The sequence below is a fragment of the Jeotgalibacillus haloalkalitolerans genome (genome assembly GCF_034427455.1).
Taxonomy (GTDB): Bacteria; Bacillota; Bacilli; order Bacillales; family Jeotgalibacillaceae; genus Jeotgalibacillus; species Jeotgalibacillus haloalkalitolerans.
This window is the reverse complement of record NZ_JAXQNN010000001.1, coordinates 858,941-874,036: the sequence shown is the minus strand read 5'-3', so window position 1 is coordinate 874,036 and position 15,096 is coordinate 858,941. Positions and strand designations below refer to the sequence as shown.

Annotated in this window: 17 protein-coding genes; 3 read left to right on the top strand and 14 right to left on the bottom strand. The window is 43.8% G+C overall.

Translation table 11 applies throughout. The features are described 5' to 3' along the window. The 6 genes from UFB30_RS04075 to UFB30_RS04050 form a co-directional block, all read right to left on the bottom strand. Positions 1-666, bottom strand: coding sequence for a transaldolase family protein (locus UFB30_RS04075; RefSeq protein WP_322420397.1), 666 nt, complete (start codon positions 664-666; stop codon positions 1-3). Between the two features lie 259 nt (positions 667-925). Continuing rightward, on the bottom strand, positions 926-2,029 hold the full coding sequence (locus tag UFB30_RS04070; protein WP_322420396.1) for a M20 peptidase aminoacylase family protein: 1,104 nt from the start codon (positions 2,027-2,029) through the stop codon (positions 926-928). Then, on the bottom strand, positions 2,026-3,426 hold the full coding sequence (locus UFB30_RS04065) for a YfcC family protein (protein ID WP_322420395.1): 1,401 nt from the start codon (positions 3,424-3,426) through the stop codon (positions 2,026-2,028). The genes UFB30_RS04070 and UFB30_RS04065 overlap by 4 nt, the downstream gene beginning before the upstream one ends. Further along, entirely contained in the window at positions 3,423-4,544 is a 1,122-nt protein-coding gene (locus UFB30_RS04060) for a mandelate racemase/muconate lactonizing enzyme family protein (RefSeq protein ID WP_322420394.1), read from the bottom strand. The genes UFB30_RS04065 and UFB30_RS04060 overlap by 4 nt, the downstream gene beginning before the upstream one ends. 66 nt (positions 4,545-4,610) lie before the next feature. Continuing rightward, complete coding sequence (locus UFB30_RS04055) at positions 4,611-5,873, bottom strand: hypothetical protein (RefSeq protein WP_322420393.1); 1,263 nt, start codon at positions 5,871-5,873, stop codon at positions 4,611-4,613. 133 nt (positions 5,874-6,006) lie between these two features. Beyond that, entirely contained in the window at positions 6,007-6,474 is a 468-nt protein-coding gene (locus tag UFB30_RS04050; protein WP_322420392.1) for a DUF2691 family protein, read from the bottom strand. A 147-nt stretch (positions 6,475-6,621) separates the two neighbouring features. Here UFB30_RS04050 and UFB30_RS04045 point away from each other — a divergent pair, with 147 nt between their 5' ends. Continuing rightward, positions 6,622-6,864, top strand: a complete 243-nt coding sequence (locus UFB30_RS04045) for a hypothetical protein (protein ID WP_322420391.1) — start codon at positions 6,622-6,624, stop codon at positions 6,862-6,864. Between the two features lie 78 nt (positions 6,865-6,942). Here the strand turns inward: UFB30_RS04045 and UFB30_RS04040 are convergent, their stop codons facing one another. From UFB30_RS04040 to UFB30_RS04010, 7 genes are all read right to left on the bottom strand, one after another. Then, positions 6,943-7,779, bottom strand: a complete 837-nt coding sequence (locus tag UFB30_RS04040; RefSeq protein WP_322420390.1) for an NERD domain-containing protein — start codon at positions 7,777-7,779, stop codon at positions 6,943-6,945. Positions 7,780-7,885: 106 nt separating this feature from the next. Next, positions 7,886-8,365 carry a DUF4760 domain-containing protein gene (locus UFB30_RS04035; RefSeq protein WP_322420389.1) on the bottom strand — a complete coding sequence of 160 codons (480 nt, stop codon included), beginning with the start codon at positions 8,363-8,365 and terminating at the stop codon, positions 7,886-7,888. Positions 8,366-8,655: 290 nt separating this feature from the next. Further along, the gene (locus UFB30_RS04030) at positions 8,656-8,889 is read right to left on the bottom strand and encodes a suppressor of fused domain protein (protein ID WP_322420388.1); all 234 of its coding nucleotides are present in this window, start codon (positions 8,887-8,889) and stop codon (positions 8,656-8,658) included. A 1-nt stretch (position 8,890) separates the two neighbouring features. Beyond that, positions 8,891-9,214 carry a hypothetical protein gene (locus UFB30_RS04025; protein WP_322420387.1) on the bottom strand — a complete coding sequence of 108 codons (324 nt, stop codon included), beginning with the start codon at positions 9,212-9,214 and terminating at the stop codon, positions 8,891-8,893. A 54-nt stretch (positions 9,215-9,268) separates the two neighbouring features. After that, positions 9,269-9,778: a DUF3916 domain-containing protein gene (locus UFB30_RS04020; RefSeq protein WP_322420386.1), complete on the bottom strand. Its 510-nt coding sequence runs from the start codon at positions 9,776-9,778 to the stop codon at positions 9,269-9,271. A 47-nt stretch (positions 9,779-9,825) separates the two neighbouring features. Further along, complete coding sequence (locus UFB30_RS04015; RefSeq protein WP_322420385.1) at positions 9,826-10,266, bottom strand: hypothetical protein; 441 nt, start codon at positions 10,264-10,266, stop codon at positions 9,826-9,828. Between the two features lie 57 nt (positions 10,267-10,323). Further along, positions 10,324-10,734 carry a VanZ family protein gene (locus UFB30_RS04010; RefSeq protein WP_322420384.1) on the bottom strand — a complete coding sequence of 137 codons (411 nt, stop codon included), beginning with the start codon at positions 10,732-10,734 and terminating at the stop codon, positions 10,324-10,326. A 459-nt stretch (positions 10,735-11,193) separates the two neighbouring features. Here UFB30_RS04010 and UFB30_RS04005 point away from each other — a divergent pair, with 459 nt between their 5' ends. Next, positions 11,194-12,513, top strand: a complete 1,320-nt coding sequence (locus tag UFB30_RS04005; protein WP_322420383.1) for a hypothetical protein — start codon at positions 11,194-11,196, stop codon at positions 12,511-12,513. A gap of 120 nt (positions 12,514-12,633) precedes the next feature. Here UFB30_RS04005 and UFB30_RS04000 read toward each other — a convergent pair whose 3' ends face one another. Next, entirely contained in the window at positions 12,634-13,875 is a 1,242-nt protein-coding gene (locus UFB30_RS04000; protein ID WP_322420382.1) for a GTPase family protein, read from the bottom strand. 328 nt (positions 13,876-14,203) lie between these two features. Here UFB30_RS04000 and UFB30_RS03995 point away from each other — a divergent pair, with 328 nt between their 5' ends. Beyond that, positions 14,204-15,034, top strand: a complete 831-nt coding sequence (locus tag UFB30_RS03995) for a hypothetical protein (RefSeq protein WP_322420381.1) — start codon at positions 14,204-14,206, stop codon at positions 15,032-15,034. The last annotated feature ends 62 nt before the right edge of the window (positions 15,035-15,096 follow it).

Sequence of the window (15,096 nt, the reverse complement as noted above, 5' to 3'; positions counted from 1 at the left end):
TCAGCTTTTCACCGTTTTATCCCATGCATCTGTAAATACACCAAGACCGTGGTTCGTAAATGGATGGTAGAAGCTCTGCTTATACACGTCAAATCCACATGTTACAATATCCGCTCCCGCAACCGCTGCCTGAGCAATCTGATGTCCATTTCTCAAAGCTGCAACAATGATTTCCGTCTCATAACCATAATTACGGTAAATCGTCACAATATCCTGTATGTACGAAGCCGTCTCATCCCCGCTCTGTTCCTTCCAGCCGATAAACGGTGACACAAATGCTGCTCCTACACGAGCCGGCTGCAGTGCCTGAGATGGTGAGAACACTAGCGTTACATTCGTCTTCACACCCTGCTCCTCAAGTCTCTTCGCTGCAATCAATCCAGCCTCAGTACAAGGAATCTTTACAATAAAATTCGGTGATAATGCAGCAAACTTCTTTCCTTCAGCCACCATCTCATCCGCATCATCCAAATGTGGATCAATCTCCACAGAAATCGGGAAATTCTCAACGCCCTTAAACTCCTCAGCCAATTCCTTAAGCAGCTGCTCCTGCGACTTCCCACTATTCATCACATGTCGGGGATTCGTCGTCACCCCATCAATGCCCCAATTCTCATACGCATACTTAATTTCCTCTAAAATTGCACTGTCCAAAAAATATTTCATAAATAAACATCCCCCTATCATTTATAGTGACCTTTAGTGAAACATCACTATCTTTAAAAACAGTTTATGATAGCGGTTTCAAAAAAGCAAGGGGAATTTTTAGATAATTTGAAAAATGGTGTCGGAGCGAAGGCAGGGTCTGTCCCTCTCTTCGCTCTCCCGCCGGTGGGCACTGGAGACAGGGTCTGTCCCTCTCTTCGCTCTCCCAACGTGGGCACTGGAGACAGGGTCTGTCCCTGCCTTCGCTCTGTCCCTGCCTTCACTCCATCACTCCCATAACCGCCCGCTCTATCACTTCAACCCCAATTTTCAGGCAATCCAGATTAAAGCTCATATGCGGATGGTGAAGCCCTGGTGTCAGGTCTGCTCCAAGTGCGAGCATGGAGGCTTTAAGGTGTGGGCGTTCGATTGTGTAGAAATGGAAGTCGTCGCTACCGGGTGTGATGACTGGGTCCTCACAGTTTTCGGAACCCAGCACATCTCTGATGGCAGTCCTGAGTATGTTTTCCGTTTCTGATGAGACTTCCGCACCCGGTGTGTAATCGACCCATTTCCCTTCTATTTCTACCTGGTACATTGTCTTAACCGCTTCAATCGTGACTGAGGCTTCTTTTTGAAGCTCATCAAGCCCGCTGTTTGTCTGCGAGCGCAAATCCAGACTGAATAATGCGGTTCCGGGTATGATGTTCGGACTGTTTCCGCCTGCCAGAAATTTAGTCATCTTAATTGAATACGGGGTCATGGGAGACAGCCTGATTTGATTCAGACGCTGCTGAATGGCAAAGCCGACGTCAATTGCATTGACCCCCTGGTGTGGTCTGGCACCATGGGCATCTGCACTGATAATTTTACCTTCGAAAAAGATTGCTGCACCGTGGCGAATTGAAGGTGCTGCTTTTCCAAATCTGATTTCATCCCGGGGACGCAGATGGACACCAAATAAAGTGTCCATATCATCAACGGCTCCTGCTTTGACGACTTTCAGTGAGCCGTTCCCCTGTTCTTCAGCAGGCTGAAACAGGCATCGGAAGGTACCTTTTAATTGAGACTCTTTTTCTTTCAGAGAAAGTAACGTACCAATTCCAATGGTCATATGAGCATCGTGCCCGCAGGAGTGATTGGCTTTCATCTCACCATCCACCTCCTGCCAGAGTGCATCAATATCAGCCCGCAGCCCAACCACCGGACTGCCGCTTCCCACTTCAGCAATCAAACCAGTATGCTGTTCAAATGTCTGAATACGTATGTCATGCTTGGATAAAACTGATGCGATATATTCTGTCGTTTTCTTTTCTTTAAAGCTTACCTCTGCAATCTCGTGTAAGTCTTTATATATCTTTTCAAGTAATGGCTGCTCCATCATGAGACTCCAATCAGCACCGCAACAACCAATGCCACAACTGCAATACTGAACCAGCCAAGTATTAATTTCCAAATAAATTTGACCCATCTTTCATATGGAATGCCGGCAACAGCAAGATATCCCATTAATGATGCAGATGTCGGAATAATTGAATTTGAAATACCGTCGCCATATTGATAAGCGAGCACCGCAACCTGACGATTAATGCCCAGCAGGTCTGATAAAGGTGTCATGATTGGCATGGTAGTTGCAGCCTGTCCACTTCCTGACGGGATAAACAGGTTTGTAATTGTCTGCACAACCAGCATTCCCACTACATTGACTGTCTGAGGAAGCTGACTGATCACTGCTGCGAGTGAATTGACAAGTGTGTCTATAATCACGCCATTTTCCATAACAACAAGAATCGCACGGGCAAAACCTACAATCAATGCACCGAATGCCACAAGCTTCATGCCGTCAACAAAAGCATCAAATACCTGATTCACATTCAATCCGCCTACAAACCCTGAAAGTAAACCGATGATAATGAACGATGCAGCGAGCTCAGTTAAATACCATCCCCACTGGAATACACCATATACGTTAAATACTAAACCCCCAATGATAATCAGAAACACAAACAAATGCCTTGTTGAAAATGAAGGAAGCCCGGATTCTTTAATTTTCTTTTCCGCATCTTTCTTGGCCTTCATTTCAAGGTCAGCAATGACACTGCGTGATGGATCATTTTTCACTTTTCTTGCATAACGCATCACATAGAAAATCGCCAGGGAGAGAATAAAAATGTATACAACAAAACGGAAACCAAATCCTGAAAAGATCGGAACCTCAGCAATTCCCTGTGCAATTCCGACAGTAAATGGATTCAGCATGCCGCCTATAAATCCGCTCGCCGCTCCAAGGCTGACCATTGCAGTACCAGTAATGGCGTCATATCCGATCGCACGGGCAATCGCAATCCCAATTGGAACAAAGATGATACTCTCCTCTGACATGCCCATTGTTGCACCCAACACCGAGAAGATAAACATCGTAATTGGAATTAATAAAAACTCTTTTTTCCCAAGCTTTACAACCGTTTTATGTATACCTGCTTCAATTGCATTTGTAGCACGGATGACGCCAAAAGCTCCACCTACCAAAAAGATATAAAAAATGATGGAAGAACCTGCTGCCATCCCCTCAGGAATGGCCATAAAGACTTCGAAAAAGCCAATTGGATTTGACTCCACTTCCTGATAGCTGTTACCAACTACAACCGTCCTGCCATCTACTTCCTCCCGATCAAACTGTCCGGCAGGTACAATATAAGTCGCGATTGCTGCCAGAATGACGATTGAAAAAATAATGGCATACGTATGTGGAATCGGAAATTTCTTTTTCTTTTCACTCATGTGATATCCCCCTTTATCTCATCATATTTAACACTCAAATCCTGCAGCACGGAGCGATCAATCTCAATGCCAAGACCAGGCTGTCCTGTGAGCACTACTTCAGGGATCTGATATGTCAGATTACCAACATCTTTTGAGAACAGCAGTGGACCTGTGAGCTCAGTACTGGAAATATTTTTTCTTGCCATTGCTGCGTGATATCCTGCCGCTGAACCGATTGAGGATTCCACCATTGAACCGATCTGACAGGTGAGCCCTGCTGCTTCTGCTGTTTTTGCCATGTGAACAGCAGGATAGATTCCCCCGCATTTCATCAGCTTAATATTGATTTTATCCGCTGCACGTGCCACGATTGCCCTGTTCAGATCTGTCTCACTCACAACACTTTCATCAAGCATCAGCGGAATGACCGAGAAAGACTTCAGTTCATTCATGGCATCAAATTCATGCGGGGCAAGCGGCTGTTCAATCCAGTCCAGATCAAGTGATATAAGCTGTGACAGCGCACGTTTTGCCTGATCAACTGTTTTCCAGCCCTGATTCACATCCACCCGGATCGGCACCTGGTCCCCTACTGTCTGACGAATCGTATGCAAGCGCTGCACATCTGCCTGTACATCTCCGCTCAATTTGATTTTCAATTCTTCATACCCCGCATTCAGTGCCTCTGTACACTGTGCTGCCATTTTTTCCGGTGTCCCGATTGAAATAACCTTTGGATAGGTGAGCCTGTCGTGCGCTCTCCCGCCGATCAGATCATATACCGGCAAACCTGCTGCTTTTCCCATTAAGTCATAGCAGGCGATATCAACCGCTGCTTTAATTGAAGGGTTATGTATCAGTCTGTCATTCATTTTCTGATGGATCCGCTCAATGTTAAAAGGTGATTCGCCCATCACTTCAGGGATCAGCATATGCTTTAAAAGCGCGTATGCTCCTTCAAAAGACTCCCCTGTTACATGCTCATCAGGTACAGCCTCACCAAATCCGCTAAGTCCATTATCTGTTTTTAGTTCCAGAATAATAGAAGGCATGTGCGGAAATGTCGCATAGGATATGACAAATGGTTCACTAAGAGGAAGATGGATCCCCCATATGTTCGCTTCAATAATCTTCATGATTGCACCCTCTTTTTGTCGTTATTTTGTCGTTTATTATACATTATAATAATCTGAAAATTTCATCTAGTCAACATAACTTAAGAGTTTTTCTGTTGCCCGGTAGACTGCTCTCGGTCTTCCCTGATCATATGGTCGCTCAGTACCGGCATGCCGGATATATTGATATTCCACGAACTTTTTAATCATCCTCTCAGCAGACCTTCTGGATTTTCCTGTGTAAGCGGCAAAATCATTTGCAGTAAAAGCCGGGGCATCTCCATCGGTAATAAATGATAGAAACAGATGGACCGCTTTGGCAGAGAGATCAATTTCTTCAGCAATTCGCATGACGTCTTCAGAATCCGATTTCACCTTTATTTGCACGTTATGTTCAGCCTTCCATTCTGATAAAACGTCCTTATCATTCAATACATAAACAGCCGGACCGTTACCCTGATGCTTTTTTGCGTACTGTAATGCATCATGTGCATGCAACTCTGCCCGCCGGAGTGTCTGTCCAAATCCGATCCCGATCACAGGCACACCGCCCGTTTTGACCAGTTGCATGGGATCAAACTTCTCCTCTACCGCTCCGCGTGTGGAATACAGATTCCAACTGTTCTCATGCTGCGCAACCGTTCCATTGAGTAAACGAATAAACGGATCCTGAACCGCTTGATATGAGCCATCCATTCTGATCACTGCAACCTGAGATTTTTTCTCCTGCTCCAGCATACCAATCTGAATCGCTCTTTCAATTCCCTCCAAAATAGCCGACTCCGCCTGAATCATATAACGCGCAGGTACTCCATGAGAAATCAGCCGGTCATATACAGCATGTATACTCGTTAAAGCAATTAACGTTTCACCGGATTCATATAACGACCTGTGATAGTCAACAAACTCATCCAGATCCAGTGCATCCCGCTCCGGTAATCCCTTATAAATCCATGCATAATCCTTCACAAATTTAACTTCATCATCAGCCCCGAGCTGATTTAAAACCCCATGAATCGTCCGCTGATCAGGCAAATCCAGCGACACCTTATTCATAGTGATTCCTTCCTGATAAAACAGCTTAAACAACGAAAGCGTCACCATAATTTCAGTAAACGGCGCAAATGTATACAATAACCCCTTCCGCTTTACAACAGAACGGGCATAAAAATAAGGAATCACACCTGAAAACAGCCAGACATCCATTCTCTCTTCAGCAGACCTGATCAAGCCTTCAGCCTCAACAGGAGACTCGTACAAATACTTATAAAAACTGACTTCACGGTACTTTTCCTTCAGTCTTTCTATATCCTTCAGGAACTGTCTTGAACCAATTACACCAATTTTCATAGCGTCACCTCCCTAAATCGTGATTTTATTATATCAGATTTGAGTTAGCGGGAAGCGGAGGGAGGGTCTGTCCCTGCCTTCGCTCTCCCGCCGGTGGGCACTGGAGACAGGGTCTGTCCCTCCCTTCACTCCTCTACCACACAGACAGCCTGGTTCTTCCGTCGTTCACATCACTTATATACTGAACGTCTTCAAACTGATTGCTTCGTGCATTTTCATAAAGTGACCTTAATGTTTCGTTATCCTTGCAATAAATAGTGACATCAACACAGTCAATAATTAGAAGAATCATTTGGCAATTACTGTCTAAAAAAGATTCATATGTATCAATGTTATGGGCCTTTTCTCCTCTAGGAAAGGCTTTTAAATCTGCAAATATTATATAATGTTCATTGTCTTCTATCCTTCTTTGAAGTTCATTTCCCTCTATTTGCTTTGGACTTTCGGAGAAAAGTTCATGATCTAATTGACCATTGACGATTAAGTAAGCCTCTTCGTTTTCATTGTGCCAATTGAATTGTGTAAGATCAATCGGGTTTAATATATCCGCAAGTAACTTCCCATATTTGTTTGGGATATTAAAACTGATCCCTCTAATCACAATAACCCTCCTTTTCCAGTAAGAGAATTTATTTCTATTCGTCATCTATACATTCTATTATATTCTGTAATATACTTTAATACGGATTTATATTCTATTATATTCCATTTAAATAGTTTTTTCATCACGTTTCAGGGAGTGGGCTTAATGATTTGGGTAGGGATCGGTATTTTAGTTTTCATTTTAGGGACAATTTTCACCAGGCATGTCGCGGGTGGATGCTTTTCAGTGGTTGTATTTATTCTTTGGAGAATAGGTGCGCTGGTTACTGTCTTCAATTTTTTGTGGTACATAACGAAGGAAGTGTTCCGGTTTATCAGAATTGCAATCCAATATGTCAGGTATCAGGAATGGGAAGAATCTGCTGCAGTGGTGATGTTGTTTTTTTGAGCGAAGGCAGGGTCTGTCCCTCTCTCCGCTATCCCGCCGGTGGGCACTGGAGGCAGGGTCTGTCCCTGCCTTCACTCCTCACCCGACTCTCTTCGTGAACCGGCACGCCGGATATGTTGTGCAGGCATAAAAAGACCCGTGTTTTCCTCTTTTGATCGAAAGTTCTGCACCGCATTTAGGACAGCCCGGTTTTTCAGGCGCATGCTTTATTTTCTGTGTTTTTGTATTGTGAGGATTTTTGATATCATCAACGTGCTGTTTTTTGACATGCCTTTTTTGCTTTCTGTCAGTCAGGATCAGTTGTTTAAATGCTGCGTTGATTCTTTTTAAATCATTTTCATCAATAACTGCCAGTTTATGTTCCTGGATGACCTCTAAAAGCTGCGGAAATTGAATCACGCGGGCTGACTGGAATTCTTCTTTAAACTTAAATGTGGAGTTTTGTGAGAATGCAATGATTGAGTGTATGTGATTAGATTTTTCTTGATCTATGTAATGTTTAATCGCTTTGATATGCCCATAGTTTTGCCATATCGGATTATAGAGCTTCTCTTTTCTTTTATATATGGTCTGTGTCCAATATTTCTGTTTCTCACTGCCAAAAATCCAGCCGTCATAATGCTTAGTCTCGATCACAAAAATGCCGTACGGCGACGTAACAATATGGTCCACCTGAGTCGTTCCGCCATCAGCTTTTGGTACATAAAGATCATGAAACGTCCTATATTCCGGACCAAGCTTGCTTAACCTCTGATTCACCATCCACTCTCCGGCAGCTCCTTTGATTTGAGGGAAATTTGTTCTGAGAAAAAAGATTCCTATCAACATTGCCGCTGTGAAAATCCATGGTGCAAATACAAAAAGAAAAGGCAATGCCAGTAGAACGATCATTGTTATAATGATGATTTTTTTCATATGATGTGAACCTTTCCAGGGGGTTTTGTGAAGGCAGGGTCTGTCCCTCCCTTCGCTACCTGTGCGGTGGCCAGTGGAGACAGGGTCTGTCCCTCCCTTCACTGCTCTACCTCTTCCTCCCCCTTCTCCGTATCGGATAATAGATTTTATATTTGCGTTTGATCTGCTCTGCAAGGTATTCGAAATCCTGAGCGTAGTATGTATTGTTTTCGATGCGGCGCTGTTTGATAAAGTCATTAAGCAGATAATGCAGTCTTACAATTGAAGGTCCTGAAGCACTTTTAAAAATCCAGAGCGGGAGGTAGCCTTTTCTGACCATCATGCCCCAGAAATGAAAAAATGAGCAGAGCTCTGCTGCTGCAAGAGACTGTTCCTCTGTCCATTCACGTGAATTTTCGAGATATGTGACCGTTTCTTTTTCTTCAATACTGTAAATTTTTCTCCTCGCTGCAATCATTTCTGAAGTATCGCCCTGCTGATAATACTCTCGAATTGCCTCAAACACTGCACCACGGCGCGATGACAGGCTCATCAGAATACCCGATAAACCAGATGCAATCGCTGCGAACCCCACCAGGACACTCAATTCCATCCTGCCAGCAAATAAAAAAATTGGTTCATAGAAAAACAATAACGAAAGCATGGTACATATAGAAATTAATATGTAACTGAGTATTTTCTTATTTTGCATAGCTCCTCCTTTCTTCAAGATTAATAGGTTTTCCGACACTACTTTTTTACCCCGTGTCTATTTTACCATTAAACTGGATGGTTACAATGTAAATGTGAATAGCGAAGGCAGGGTCTGTCCCTCTCTTCGCTACCCCACCGGTGGGCACTGGAGGCAGGGTCTGTCCCTGCCTCCACTCCCACCATTCAAACCAAACTCACTCTCCCCAGATCTGTTAAATCAGGGTCTTCTCTTTCTAGTAGGTCTTCGAAAGCTTCCCCGCCGTATTGATTGATAAACGCTGCCTCTTCGGCAGTGACTGGAATCAGCCAGGCCATGATGATTTCGAGTCCTGGTTCATCCACACAGACGAAAAACGCTTCTTTAAAATAAACCGGGCTTGTCACGTAGACAGCTTCCATAAGTGTCCCTTCGAACATTTTACCGTAGGGGACCGATTAATTCTCCTTGAAGCAGTATGTTCCCCGTATCTATGATCATTTCTGCGATTTGCATCATAATGGATGGAATGTTCTGCTCTCCAAATGATTCATCTGATATAAATACAAGCTCTTGAGACAGCTTTGTTCCCGCTGTTTCATCTATCTGAACGCATCGATTGAGTCCGACTGTGGTAAATGTAATCGCTCCGTCATGTGGAACGTGGTTAAAACGGGCGATCTGATAGTTTCCCTGATCGCTATCCCATCCATGCTGGATCTTGCCAAGATGTTTTTCAAGAAAGTTTATGTAATCCTTTTTCATTTGATCGATCCCCTTTTTCATATACAATTTAGAAGCAGAACGCGCCCTGCTCCACTAATCCATTTCTCCAACTACCCAAATTTCACCCCGCACTTCATTTTTGTCCTCATCCATAATGAATTCATCAAATCCAATCGGGCGAAACGATTCAGGTTTCAACAGATTCAGTTCACGCGTAATATCCCGCTCATCATTGAGTCTCCTCCATTTATAATCATCACCGTTCCGATCGAAGAATTTGCTATAGTAATCTTCATCTTTAAACACGATGATTTCAGACCGCCACAAATCCGTCCGATGAATAAACGCAATCACCCTGCAAAAATCATACCCTTTAGGCTTTTGCTGCGCCAGATGCCACGCTCTATCAATGAGTGTCTGCATACATAACCTTTTAATCTTAAAAGATATCTGATCTGAAGTAATAAAGCTTTGACCGACCGGCAGCGGATAGTTCCAGTAGCCGCCGTAAAATTCAGTTGGAAAATATTCTGTAGCTTCTTCCATAAAAGCGAGCATCTGCTTAGTCTTTCTTTTCTTTCCTCGGATTTTCTTTTCTCTCATGGCTCTCTCCAGTCTTGAGCGAAGGCAGGGTCTGTCCCTCCCTTCGCTCAGCCATTCTTCAAGTAAACTTTAAACTCCTTATTAATCCGTTCTATGTTTTCATTTCCTCTGAGTTCAGGATTATTAGCAATGCATTTTGTTAGAGCCTTTAGGAGGCTGAATAAATTGCAATTGTCCTGAAAAACCAGTTTTGTTTTCGAGTCGTACACTTTTTCATAGATGTTGATTCTCACGTGTGTATCATCTATTAATCTGAATTCCCACCTATATTCAAGCGGTTCATCCAGCATTGTGAAATGAATTTCTTTCCTTGGAAACGCAGCCAGGTTCGGTACGATCTGATAGACAGCATTTAGTAGTTCCTCAAAAGGATTATGGAATAGATAGGAACATGTAAACTCAAATGTTTGATGTTCGGTGCTGATACATCCTGAAGCCCAGCTATCCCCTGACGTGTATGTATATTGAAAATCAATGTTATGTGACATAAGCTCCACCCTTTTTTATGTTCCGAAGACAGGGTCTGTCCCTGTCTCCGCTCGTCATTACTCACCACTGGAGGCAGGGTCTGTCCCTGCCTCCGCTGCAATCAAAAACACCACCAGAAAGATCCCAATCATGTTAGCCAGTAAATCATACAGATCAGCGCCCCGTCCGAAGAAGGGCTGTAACAGTTCTGTGGTGACAGCAAAAATCAAAGCAATCAAAAAAGTCAGGTGCAATTGTTTGAAGTTAATATAGACCAGATATGTCAGCACCGAAAACATAAAAAAGTGTCCAGTCATTTCGAAAAAACTCGCATGGAATAACGGGTATAGTTGAAAATACATATTTCCTGAAGGGGCAGGATTGATGTTAAAAGATACTTGTCCCCGCGACAATAATGCCCCCACATCTCCTGTGAAAACACCGATACAAATCAATAACATCCAGACAGTTAACATTAATTTCTTCACTTTATAACCTCGATTTCATATCTCTCATTATAGTTTACTACTTAGTGTTACCTGATGACAGATTTATTAAACTTTGGTGGAGATAGGGTCTGTCTCTTTCTTTTCTCCCCCCAGCCATGACCAGCGAAGGCAGGGTCTGTCCCTCCCTTTACTCTCCCGCCCGTGATCAGTGGAGACAGGGTCTGTCCCTCCCTTCACTCTCCCACCCGTGACCAGCGAAGGCAGGGTCTGTCCCTCCCTTTACTCCCCCAGCCATGACCAGCGAAGACAGGGTCTGTCCCTCCCTTCACTCCCCCAGCCGTGACCAGCGAAGACAGGGTCTGTCCCTCCCTTCACTCCCCCACCCGTGACCAGCGAAGACAGGGTCTGTCCCTCTCTCCACAATTAATGTTAAAATAGATCCAACTTTAATTTTACATACTGTCGTATTTGTAAAGGATAGAAAGGGATTGTGGGTTGTTGTTTAAGAGGATTTTAGTTGTTTCTAGTGCTGTTCTTGTGTTGGGGGCTTGTGAGGAAGAGGAGAAAACGCCAATTAGTACTGCTGAGCATGAGTTCCGTGTGATCAATTTTGGTTTGGATAAGGCAAATGTTCCTAAGACTGAGTTGTATCCGATTGAGCCTTATGCTGCTTCTGCCGATACAAATGTATATGGTGATGAGGCGCTGCTTAATATTGAGGAGTATTATGGGACGCCTTTTTATATGGGTGGAACTGCGACGTTATCGGATGATTTTTCGGGTTATGGTAAGGGGCGTACCGGGGTGGATTTTGCACTGGAGGTTGTTTCGCATACGCAGGAAACCAGCGCTACTTTTTATCTGGATCGCGATACATATGCTGAGTTGTACAATGACTTATTGAAGAGTGATGCGGAGCTGTTTTTAACAGGTGTCATCCCGGATCCAAATGATGAGATGGACTTTTCACCGACCGGTTTTGTCACGGATATTGAGGTTATCAAGCTGCTGCCGGAGGAAAGTTACCTGCCTTCCGAAGATCTGCAGGCTTTTATGGATGAAATGGGACTGTCTACGACTGAGCGGGAAGTGCGATATAATCCGTATGCGTATAGCGGACGTTATTTTGCTTATGAAGGTGTGGGGCAGATGCTTCCGCAGACGGGCTATTCGCCTGACGTGGTTGATCCGGCAGATTATTTTCAAATCGATGTCGTTCATCGCACTGCTGCCGGACTTGAGGCCTGGACTTTATTTTTTGAAAGGGAAAAGTTCCAGGGCTTATATGAGGCTGCGAAGACAGGATTTGTTCAGCTGAATGCCGTAAATTTGTATGATTCAGATTTAAATAGCAGATATTCGAGAACCCGTGCTTATGTGAGAGAAGCGGAATACTCCGTTATTGAACCATTGTTTTCAACGATCACTGAGGAAGGAAAGCAGTATATGGAGCAGCAGGGAGTTGAGCTGACCGATAAGGATGTTTTATATGACCCTTACAGCTATATTGATATGCCATTCTTCATGGAAAGTAAAGCTGAGCTTGTGCTTGGTGATGAAAATGCAGATACTTTTGAAATCCAGCTGCCAAGCGATCCCTATTACAAAACTGATCCATTTGCGGACTGGAATCATGATCAGGCATATAGCTATCAGATCGACTATAAAACATTTACGGTTAGTAAGACGAAGTATGCTGAGCTTTACGCATTGCTTAAGGAACAGGATGTTGATGTGAGAGTGATTGCCGAGATTGATCAGGAGATGCTTGAGGATGATACTTCCTTGGTTGGTCGGGTGATTGAAGTGGAATGGTAGAAAATTGAGAAAGCGAGGTCCGGGTGGACTTCGCTTTCTCTTTTAATACACCTAAACGGAGCCGGCTGTATCATTTGTATAATAACTTCCAGATGATAGAGTCTTCTCCGTCCACCTTCTTTACTTCGCCTCTTTCTCCTCCTCAAACACATCATCATACGTCTCTTTCACATCATCCAGCGATTTCCCGTCAATAAAGTAGGCAATGGCGGCTTCTGCCAGTGCATAGGTTCCGGCTGTTGCGATGGCACCTGATATGACGTTGCCGGCGACCGGGATGACTTTTAGAAGCTGTCTTGCTGCCTGGCGCAGTGCGAATCCTGCTGCTACGTTAAGTCCGAGTGCGCCGAGGAAGTCAATGACACCTTTTTTATTGAGTTTTGTGCCACCGATCATTGCGATGGCTGAGATCATGGTCATCTGAAGTCCTGTGATAACTGGCAGGTCTGCGAGCGGGATCGGGCTTCCGCCGATCACGCCGGTTACGCCCGCGGTACTTTTACCGATTCGCCTGGCAATTTTCTTCTGGACAGATTTAATCTTTGATAGCTTTGCCAGGATCATCTGTGCCTCGTTTGGGAGCTTATCAAGCATGTAATCAAGCAGTTTATCAATATTCCACCTGATGTCATAGACAATTTCCTCACCATCAAACTCCATATAACTCGAGACTGGCAGAACGTTTACCGGTGCTGCCACCGCCTGCTTCAGCTTTTCAGACAGGACGTCAGCCGCTTCCCTGATATTCTTTTGTTTTACGGGATGATCAAAGGGCGGTTTGTCTGATGATTTCGGGCTCAGCTCGTCCACCTGGGTAACAACGCCGATAATCGGTACGTCAAAGTCGTGCTGCATTTTAATGGAAGTTTTGAGTTCAAGCAGCTGCTGCAGGTCTTCATCGATTCTCGCACTGACTTCTTTTGCTTTACTCAAAAACAAAATCGCATCCGGACATTTCTCCTGAATGGAAGCCTTCACTTCTTCAATGGCAGTCTCCCTGGACACAGCTTCTTCCGGTGTATCCCCTTCACCAAGTCCCCGCGTATCCAATATTTCAAGATCGCCTGATGCGGATGTGTATGTATGCCACTTGCCTGCACCTGTCCTCGCTTTTACATCACCAATCTCAGCACGCCTTTCACTGAAAATCGCATTAATGAGACTGGACTTCCCTGCACCACGTCTGCCGACAATGGCAATTCTGGCAGGCCTTGCATCAATCGTAAACCCCTTCAGCACCTCAAGCTCCCTGGCGATTTTATCCTTCACTTTCCCGGGAAACTTGGAATCGGCGAGCATTTTATAAATGGATTGAATTAACTGATTTACTTCTTCACGGTTGAAATCATTCGAATTTGACATGTATCTTCCTCCAGCATCTGCTTTTATAACGATTGTAACATTTTACAAGTTCTTATCACGCTAAATATTAGTTTAAATAATTCAATTGCATATTTGGTGAGCTTGGATTCGCCTGTTCAAAGCGTACATGTCCTCTTCAACGCCTTTTTTCATTATTCTTCTGCAAAAAATGTTTAACACTGCGAAGGTAAATATTTTGCATAAAAAACTCTATATTAAATAATATGTACATTTGCTAACATCCGATCTGTCGTGAAAACAGATCGGATGTTTTTAAAAATTTTCAAACATCTTTCGTTAGCGGTCCTCCTTCTGGGATCCTTCCCACATGGTATCCATGTTTGCTGTGAATGCTAAAGGAAATCCTGTCATTGTAAATCATCAGGGCCAGCATGTACATCTGGATCATCCCGTACAATACATCGAGCTCAATCTGTTAACAGGCACTCCTCTTGCTCACACTTCAACGCTGGATTGGATTGATTATATCATTGATGAAGTACAGCCTCTAACAGACGTTGAAGATTTGCGATTTGGAACAGTTGACCTGAATCAGGGAGAAATGATCACCAGAATCAGTCCGGATCAAGTTGCGTTAGTAGAATTGGATGAACGAGATACGCCCACTTTTAAAAGAACCGTCACATTAAATGAGGAAGAAGTCATTACTGATACTTCACAAGGCAGGGTCATACTCAGCAGACATCATGATGATTACATCGCCCGCCCATTTGATGAAGATTCCGATATAAAAGAACCTTTTGTCATTCATGATCCACACGATCTTCTCTGGATCAATAAAGTAATCTATCTGGATATTGAAAATACAAAAGCTTACGGAAGGACGAATAACGGACTTGTTCAAATCGATTATGTAACCGGAGAACCCTTATACGATGGCGCAACGGACAAAATCAACTATGGCGAATTCTACTATGCACACGGTCTTGGCAACGGCCTGTTCATGGCCTATGATACAGGACGAATGAGTACAAGCACTGAACGAATCATCGTAGTTGATGAAGAACTAAACGTAGTAGATGAAATCCCCGTAGACAGCAGACCTGCATTTTATGAGAATAAAGCATATACCTTCCATAAAACAAAATATCAGCGCACAGATTATATCACACTTGAAGAGTATGAGTTTATTCAATAATTTAATTGGCGGAGAGAGGGTCTGTTCCTCTCTCCGCTTTTTTTGAGGCAGGGTCTGTGGAG